The following is an 8,575-nucleotide window of genomic DNA, read 5'->3' as shown; positions in this document are numbered from 1 at the left end:
GTAAAGCCATCGCGGCTTCCGCCGCTCCTACAGCATCCGGCCATCGCGGGCGCCGCTCCCCACGCGACCGTCGCCCGTGATCGACCCGTTAATCGTCTTTTGACACATGCCGGTTATGCTCCCCGCATGCCCCCGGCCTTCCCCCGCACCGCCGCCGCAGCCCTGCTCCTGATCGCCTGCGGCGTCGCCGATGCGGCGACCGTGCGCTCGGTCGAGATCCACGGCCTCGACGACCCCATGACCGAGAACGTGCGCGTCTCGCTGTCGCTGGTCGACGCGATCGGCAAGGATGTGGCCGGCCGCCGCCTTGCCTATCTGGTGCGCGAGGCCGAGGACGAGACCCGCGAGGCGCTGGAACCGTTCGGCTACTACTCGCCGCAGATCACCGTCGAACGCAACCGCGGCGACGGCGGCCTGGACGTGGTGATCACGGTCGATCCCGGCGAACCGGTGCGCGTGCGCAACGCCGACATCGCGATCGTCGGTGCCGGTGGCCGCGACCGCTACCTCAGGCAGGACCTGGGCAAGTTCCAGCCCAACACCGGCGATGTCTTCAACCACGCCCTGTACGAGGCCAGCAAGACCCGCATCACCCGCCGCCTGGCCGAACGCGGCTACTTCGACGCCGACTTCGCCTCGCACCGGGTCGAGGTGACGCGCGCGGACAACGCCGCCGACATCGACCTGGTCTGGACCAGCGGCGACCGCTACGACATGGGCCCGATCGATTTCGAGCAGACGCCCAAGCGCGTCGTGCGCGAGCGCCTGCTGCGCAAGCTGGTGTACTGGAAGCAGGGCCAGTACTACCACCAGGGCCGGCTGGACCGCCTGCGCGAGTCGCTGGTGGCGCTGGACTACTTCAGCCGCATCGACATCCAGCCGTACCCGGAGAAGGCCGTCGACGGCGAGGTCCCGATCGAGGTCACGCTCACCCCGGCCAAGCGCGACGTCTACACCGCCGGCCTGAGCTACGGCACCGAGAGCGGGCCCGGCGTGCGCCTCGGGCTGGAGCGCCGCTACGTCAACACCCGCGGGCACAAGGCGCTGGCGCAGCTGGACTACGCGCAGAAGCGCAAGACGCTGACCCTGCAGTACCGGATCCCGGCATTCGCCTGGCTCGACGGCTGGTATACCGCCAGCCTGCAGTTCGCCGACGAACAGACCGACTACATCGACACGCGCCGGGTCGAGTTCGTCGCCAGCCGCAGCGGCCAGTACAACCGGCACCTGAACCTCGTCGCGGCGCTGCACGTGCTGCGCGAGCGCTGGGCCTACGTGGACGAGGACGACGGCGACCCCGACACGCCGACCGCGTACCGCTACGCCACGTTTACCTATCCGTCGCTCACCGCCGAATACGTGGACGTGGACAGCAAGATGTTCCCGCGCCGCGGCATCGGCGGCTCGCTGACCCTGCGCGGCGGCGTCGAGGGCGCCGGCTCCGACGCCAGCTTCACCCAGCTGCACGCGCGCGCGAGCTGGTTCAAGGGCCTGGGCGAGCGCAACCGCCTGATCGTGCGCGGCGAGATCGGCCACACCTTCACCGACGCGCTGACCGCGATGCCGCCGAGCCTGCGCTTCTACGCCGGCGGCGACCGCAGCATCCGCGGCTACGAGTGGCGCGAGGTCGGCCCGCGCATCGGCGACTTCTCGATCGGTGCCAAGAACGTGGTCACCACCAGCGCCGAGTTCGAACGCTACTTCACCGACAGCTGGGGCGGCGCGGTGTTCGTCGACAGCGGCAGCGCCTTCGATGGCACCGACCCCGACTGGCACACCGGCGTGGGCGTGGGCGTGCGCTGGCGCTCGCCGGTGGGTCCGCTGCGCTTCGACATCGCGCGCGGCCTCGACCACCCCGACTCGCCGTTCACCATCGGCCTGAGCATCGGGGCCGAGTTCTGACATGGCGCCGGGCTTCCGCCGCCGCCCGCGCATCGACCCCGGCCTGACGCCGGAGCAGCGCGAGGCGCGCATCGCCGAACTGCGCGCCAAGCGCCGCGCGCGGGCACGCAAGCTGGCGCGGCGCAGCGCGTTCACCGCGGTCGGGCTGGCGCTGCTGGTCGTGGTGGTGGCGTGGTGGCTGCTGTCCACGCTGGGCGGGCGCGACTTCCTGCTTGCGCAGGTCAAGGCGCGGCTGCCGGCCGGCGTCGAGCTGTCGTGGTCCAGCGCCGAGGGGCCGGCCCGCGGCCCGATGACGCTGCACGACGTGCGCTTCGTGCAGAAGACCTGCCCGCAGGAAGGCGGCGAGCCGGTGCCCTACGGGCAGTGCCCGAAGCCCGGCACGCTGACCTTTACCGCGCGCCGGATCGTGATCGATCCCGACATCCGTCCGCTGCTGGGCAAGCTGCTGCGGCTGGACACGATGATCGTCGAGGGCGCCACGCTCGATCTGCCGAAGACCGATTCACCGTTCGAACTGCCCACCTGGCCCGAAGTGCTGCCCGACATCACCCCGCCGCTGGGGCTGCAGGCCGACGCGATCCAGGTGGACGGCTTCCGCGTCTCGCAGGAGGGCGAGCACCTGATCGACATCCGTCGCGTGCGCGGCGGCCTCGATGCGCGCACCCAGACGCTGCACCTGGAACACGTCGTGGTCGACAGCGACCGCGGCCGCTTCACCGCGCACGGCGACTACGCGCCGCGCGACAACTACCGCATGGACCTGGCCGCGACCGCGGTGATCCCGGTGGCATCGGGCACGCTGCCGCTGCGCCGCGCGCTGCAGGTGGGCGTGATCGCGCGCGGCGACCTGGAGCACCTGGAAGTCGGCGTCGGCGGCGCCCTGCCGGGCCAGGTGCGCGCCCGCCTGTCGCTGTCCGGCAGGGACCGGCCAAGCTGGCAGCTGCGCGCAAGCGCCGACAAGATCGACACCGCCCTGCTCGCCGGCGCGGACGAGGCCAGCGAAAACCCGCTGTCGCTGCAGCTGCAGGCAGACGGGGTCGGCGGCCGCGCCACGCTGCAGGGCCGCTTCGAGCAGGGCGACCTGCACGCCACCGTGCGGCCGTCGAAGCTGGTGCTGGAAGACAAGGTGCTGGCGTTCGAACCGCTGGTGCTGGACATCTTCGACGGCACGATCACCGCGCGCGGGCGCGGCGACTTCAGCGATCCCGAACACGCCACGTTCCGCTATGCGACCAATGCGCGCGGCCTGCGCTTCGGCGGTGCGGCGGCCGATCCGGCCACGGGCACGGAGGCGACGCCGGTAATCGCGGTCGACGCCGACCTCGGCCTGGCGGGCACCACGGCCGCATGGGCCGTGGCGGGCAAGGCCGACGTCAGCCGCGACGGCGAACGCGCCGAGGTGGTACTCGACGGCCGCGGCCGCGACGGCGGCATGGCGCTCAAGTCGCTGCGCGCGACCACGCCGACCGGCGCGCTCGACGCCCACGGCGACATCGCCTGGAACCCGGCCACGCGCTGGAAGCTCGACGCGACCCTGGACGGTTTCGACCCCGGCTACTTCGTGGCCGGCTGGGACGGCGACATCGACGGCACCTTGGCCACGCAGGGCCGTGCGCTCGACGTCGGCGGCTTCGAGGCGACGCTGGACGTGCCCAAGCTCGGCGGCACGCTGCGCGGACGCACGCTCGACGGCAAGGCGCACGCCACCGCGCACGGCGAGGACTACACCGCCAGCGTGAACCTGGCGCTGGACCGCGGACGCATCGACGTGGAGGGCACCGCCGGCGTCGCGCCGCGCCTGCATTGGGACGCGAAGGCCACGCTCGACGGCTTCGACCCGGGCTTCTTCGTCGACGGCTGGAACGGCGCGGTCGACGCCAACCTCGCCAGCCAGGGCAGCGCGCGCGAGGACGGCGGCTACGACGCCACCGTCGATGTCCCCCACATCGGCGGCCAGCTGCGCGGACGCGCGCTCGACGGCCACGCCCACGCCGAGCTCAAGGCGCTGGCCAGCAACACGGTGCAGCCGGTCTACTCGGGCGAGGTCGCGCTGCGCGCCGGCAACAGCCGGATCGACGCCGAGGGCCGCGTCGACCGGGTGATGGCGATCGACGCCCGGCTCTCGCCGCTGCACCTGGACGACCTGCTACCCGACGCGAAGGGCACGCTGCGCGGCACCCTGCGGCTGGCCGGCCCGCGCGACGCGCCCGACGTCGAGGCCGACCTCGTCGGCAACGACCTCGCCTGGGGCGACTACACCGCCGCCGCGCTGACCGCGCGCGGGCACCTGCCCTGGCGCAACGGCAACGGCGCGCTGGCGCTTGAGGCCCAGGGGGTGCAGGCCGGCGTCGCGCTCGACAGCGTGCAGGTCGACGCCCGCGGCGCGGTCGAGGACCTGCAGCTCGACGCCCGCGCGCGCGGCGAGATCGGCGCGCTCGACCTGTCGGGCAGCGCGGAAAAGCGCGGCGCAAACTGGCAGGGCACCCTCGCCAGCCTGCAGCTCGCGCCGGCCAAGGGTGCCTTCTGGCGCCTGCAGTCGCCGGCGCAGTACGCGCAGCGCGGCAGCGCCTGGACGCTCTCGCGCAGCTGCTTCGCCGCCAGCGACGGCGGCGCGCTGTGCGCCAGCGCCGACTGGCCGCGCAACGGCCTGTCCGTCGAAGGCCAGGGCCTGCCGCTGTCGCTGGCCGAGCCCTACCTGCCCGAACGCGGCGACAGCCGCCCGTGGGTGCTGCGCGGCGAAATCGCGCTCGACGGCACCCTGCGCCCGGCCGGCGGCGCCTGGCAGGGCCACTTCAACGTCACCTCCGCCGACGGCGGCCTGCGCCTGAGCCAGCGCTCGCGCCGCGACGTGATCGGCTATTCCAACCTTGCACTCGAAGCCAGCTTCGATCCGCAGCGCATCGAAGCGACCCTCGCCAGCGGCTTCAACGGCGACGGCCGCATCGACGCGCGCGTGGCCACCGGCTGGAGCCCCGACGCGGCGATGTCCGGCGCGCTCGACATCAACACCGACGATCTCATCTGGCTGGAGTTGTTCTCGCAGGACATCGTGGAACCGGTCGGCCGGCTCGAAGGCCATGTCACGATCGCCGGCACCCGGGCCGAGCCGGCGCTGGGCGGGCAGGCGCGGCTCACCGGCTTCGGCACCGAACTGCCGGCACTGGGCATCGCGCTCGACAACGGCAACATCGACCTGGACGCGCTGGCCGACGGCACCGCGCGGATCAGCGGCAGCGTGCGCTCCGCGCCGCCCGACAGCGCCACCGACGCCGGCATCCTGCACATCGACGGCAGCCTGGGCTGGCGCGGCGACGACACCCCGCTGGTGCTGCGCCTGCACGGCGACGACGTGCTGGTGTCCAACACCCGCGACCTGCGCGCCAGCGCCAGCCCCGACATCACCGTGCGCTACGCCGCACGGCAGCCGCTCAACGTCACCGGCAAGGTCACCGTGCCCAGCGCGCTGATCGACCTGGAACGCCTCGACCAGGGCGTGTCGGCCTCGCCGGACGTGGTGGTGCTCGACCCGGTCGATCCCGAGGAAGGCCCCGCCGCGCCGCTGGAGCTCGACCTCTCGCTGGTGATGGGCGACGACGTCAAGCTCAAGGGCTTCGGCCTGGACGGCACCCTGGGCGGCCAGATGCGCGTGCGCGCGGTGCCCGGGCGCGAGATGACGGCCACCGGCAACCTCGAGGTCGGCGGCCGCTACGCCGCCTACGGCCAGAAGCTGCAGATCGCGCGCGGCCACCTGACCTGGTCGAACAGCCCGGTGTCCGACCCGATCCTCGACATCAGCGCGACCCGCAGGATCGAGGCCCAGGACATCACCGCCGGCATCGACGTCACCGGCCGCGCCTCGTCACCGCAGGCGAAGGTCTGGACGGACCCGGCGACCAACGACTCCGAGGCGCTGTCGTACCTGGCGCTCGGCCGCTCCACCTCCAACCTGTCCAGCGACGAGAACAAGCAGCTCAACGCCGCCACCGCCGCGCTCAACGCCGGCGGCAGCCTGCTGGCCGGCCAGGTCGGCAGCAAGATCGGCCTCGACGACGCCGGCGTGATGGAATCGCGCGCGCTCGGCGGCAGCGTGCTCGGCGTCGGCAAGCAGCTCTCGCCGCGGCTCTACGTCGGCTTCGGCGTGTCCCTGCTCGGCACCGGCCAGGTGCTCACGCTCAAGTACCTGCTGAAGAAGGGCTTCGACGTCGAGATCGAATCGAGCAGCGTGGAGAACCGCGGCTCGGTGAACTGGCGGAAGGAGAAGTAGGGACCGGAAGCCGGAAGCCGGAAGCCGGAAGCCGGAAGCCGGAAGCCGGAAGCCGGAAGCCGGAAGCCGGAAGCCGGAAGCCGGAAGCCGGAAGCCGGAAGCCGGAAGCCGGAAGCCGGAAGCCGGAAGCCGGAACAGCTTGCGGCCTGCCTTCCGGTCTGTCATCCCGAGCGCAGCGAGGGATCTGCTTCACGAAGCGACCAGGACAGCAGATCCCTCGCTGCGCTCGGGATGACAGGAACGGGGGCGTGGCGCTTCGGGCACACTCCGCAAAGCCCGCGGCGGAAGCCGCACCCACAAGAACCACGCGGAGCTCTCCGATGCGGATCCTGATCGCCACCCTCCTGCTGCTCGGCTGCAGCGCCGCCCTCGCCGGCACGCCGCTGCCCGACACGCCGCACATCGTCGCTTCCGGCCAGGGAAAGGCGACGGCAAAGCCGGATACGGCGCGCATCACGTTCCAGTTCGAACAGCGCGCACCACAGCCGCTGCCGGCCAAGCAGGCTGTCGATACGGCGGTCAACCGGCTGCTTGCCGGCCTCGATGCCTATGGCGTCGCGGACGATGACATCACCGCATCCAGCCTCGACGCGTCGGAAGACATCGACTACGACGACGACGGCAGGCGCACGAGCCAGGGCTTCGTCGCCGCGCGCAGTGTCACCATGCTGCTGAAGGACGTCGACCGGCTGAATGATTTCCTCGACGCCGGCCTGGCTGCGGGCGCACACGGCATCGGCGGGATCGAGTTCGAGTCGAGCCGCAAGGAGGCGCTGCGCGAGCAGGCCCGGCACGAGGCCGTCAGCGACGCGCGCGCGAAGGCGGCGGAAATGGCGGCCGCGTTCGGGGCCCGGTTGGGGGCGGTATACAGCATCGGCAGCCTGGATTCCCGCTACGGGGACCAGTACGGCGCGACGACCCTGGACCGGGTGGAGGTGTCCGGCTCGCGCACCCGGCCGGGACGCTACCTGCAACCGGAGGTGGCATACACCGAACGCGTCAGCGCGGTATTCGAACTGCAACGCTGAGGCCGCCGCGGGAGGCGGACGCCGCGATCAGCCCGCCGGCACGACCCGCACGCCCTGCAGCTGCGGCCCGCCGTTGGCGATGTCGGTCCACACCAGGAACGCCTCGCCGTCGCGCACCACGAGCTTCGGGAAGCCGGTGCCGCGGCCGCGGCCCTGCAGCTTCGCGACCTCCGTGCGCGAGAGTTCGCGCGACAGGTCCGGCGCGTAGCGCGCCAGCCACAGCGACTGGCCGCCGGCGTCCTCGCGCAGCCAGGCCACCCAGGCCTGCCTGGCGTCGAGGGCGACGTCGACGCGGCCCTGCACGGCCTCGCCTTCATCCACGACCACGGCGTCGGCGAAGCTGTCGCCGGCGTCGCCGCTGTGGGCGAGCTGCACCTTGGGCACGTCGCTGGCGGCGCTGTACCAGGCCACGACCGCGTTGTCGTCCGCGGCGGCGACCGCGGGGCCGTTGACCGGGCAGGCGGCGATCTTCCAGCCGTCGTCGTGCACCGCCCGCGGCGCGCCCCAGGCGTCGCCGTCCAGCCGCGTGGCATGGATGTCGCGGATCTCCTCGGCGGTGCGGTCGCGGTAGACCAGCAGCGGGCCGCGCGTGGTCATCGCCACGTCGGTGCCGCAGCAGTCGCAGACGGTGGCGTCGACTTCCACCGCGTCGGCGATGTGCGAGGCGGTGTCGATGCTGGCCGCCCGCAGCGAGGTCATCCCGGTGCCGGCCGCCGTGGCTTCGCCGCCCTCGTGCCCGGCGTGCGCATCGCCGGTCGTGTTGCGCCCGTCCAGCCACGCCACGCCGATCCGGTCGCGCGCGGCCGGCCAGAACGAAACGAAGCCGTGCTCGACCGGCTTGCCGTCGTCGTGCACGCGCACCGGCGGGCTCCAGGTCAGGCCGTTGTCGGTCGAGTGCGAGGCAATCACGTCGTAGGCGTGGCCTTCGCCCTCCCCGCGCGTCTTCTGCAGCCAGTGGGCCCAGAGCGTGCCGTCGGCGGTGGCGGCGATGTGCGGCGTGTCGGCCCAGTTGACCACCATCGACGCGCCTACGGCGATCATCTTCGGCGTCCACTCCCAGTGGCCGGTGCGGTCGAAGGTGGTGTACTGCAGCGCGTGCCGGTCCTTCTCGAAAGGCCTGATCCAGCTCAGCAGCAGGCGCCCGTCCGGCGCCAGCGACAGGTCGGGCTGCGCCGCGCCCGCGGGCGCCGGCAGCGGCCACTGGGTGAGCGTGTTGCCCGCGGCGTCGGTACGGGTTTCGGGCTGCGGCACCTGCTGGCAGCCGGCCAGCAGCGCGCACGCGGCGATCGCGGCGAAGGTCGTGGTTTTCATGGCGCCCAAGCCTACTCCAGGCGACCGCGCGCGGCATGCCGGCCGTCGATGGCGCGATCACCCGCGGCGG

At 72.6% G+C, this 8,575-nt stretch carries 4 protein-coding genes; 3 read left to right on the top strand and 1 reads right to left on the bottom strand.

Annotated elements, in window-relative coordinates; genetic code table 11:
- The first annotated feature begins 126 nt into the window (after positions 1 to 126).
- The 3 genes from ABD679_RS01320 (at position 127) to ABD679_RS01310 (ending at position 7,194) form a co-directional block, all read left to right on the top strand.
- Positions 127 to 1,902 (top strand): autotransporter assembly complex protein TamA, encoded by a 1,776-nt coding sequence (locus ABD679_RS01320; protein WP_344758116.1) that lies wholly within the window; start codon positions 127 to 129, stop codon positions 1,900 to 1,902.
- Position 1,903: 1 nt separating this feature from the next.
- Positions 1,904 to 6,166 (top strand): translocation/assembly module TamB domain-containing protein, encoded by a 4,263-nt coding sequence (locus tag ABD679_RS01315; protein WP_344758115.1) that lies wholly within the window; start codon positions 1,904 to 1,906, stop codon positions 6,164 to 6,166.
- A gap of 320 nt (positions 6,167 to 6,486) precedes the next feature.
- Positions 6,487 to 7,194, top strand: coding sequence for an SIMPL domain-containing protein (locus ABD679_RS01310; RefSeq protein ID WP_344758114.1), 708 nt, complete (start codon positions 6,487 to 6,489; stop codon positions 7,192 to 7,194).
- 27 nt (positions 7,195 to 7,221) lie between these two features.
- Here the strand turns inward: ABD679_RS01310 and ABD679_RS01305 are convergent, their stop codons facing one another.
- Complete coding sequence (locus tag ABD679_RS01305) at positions 7,222 to 8,505, bottom strand: sialidase family protein (protein ID WP_344758113.1); 1,284 nt, start codon at positions 8,503 to 8,505, stop codon at positions 7,222 to 7,224.
- Between the last annotated feature and the right edge of the window lie 70 nt (positions 8,506 to 8,575).

It is taken from the genome of Luteimonas lutimaris, assembly GCF_039537065.1.
Lineage (GTDB): Bacteria > Pseudomonadota > Gammaproteobacteria > Xanthomonadales > Xanthomonadaceae > Luteimonas > Luteimonas lutimaris.
The sequence above is the reverse complement of the archived record's forward strand: the minus strand, read 5'-3'. Positions and strand labels throughout refer to the sequence as shown.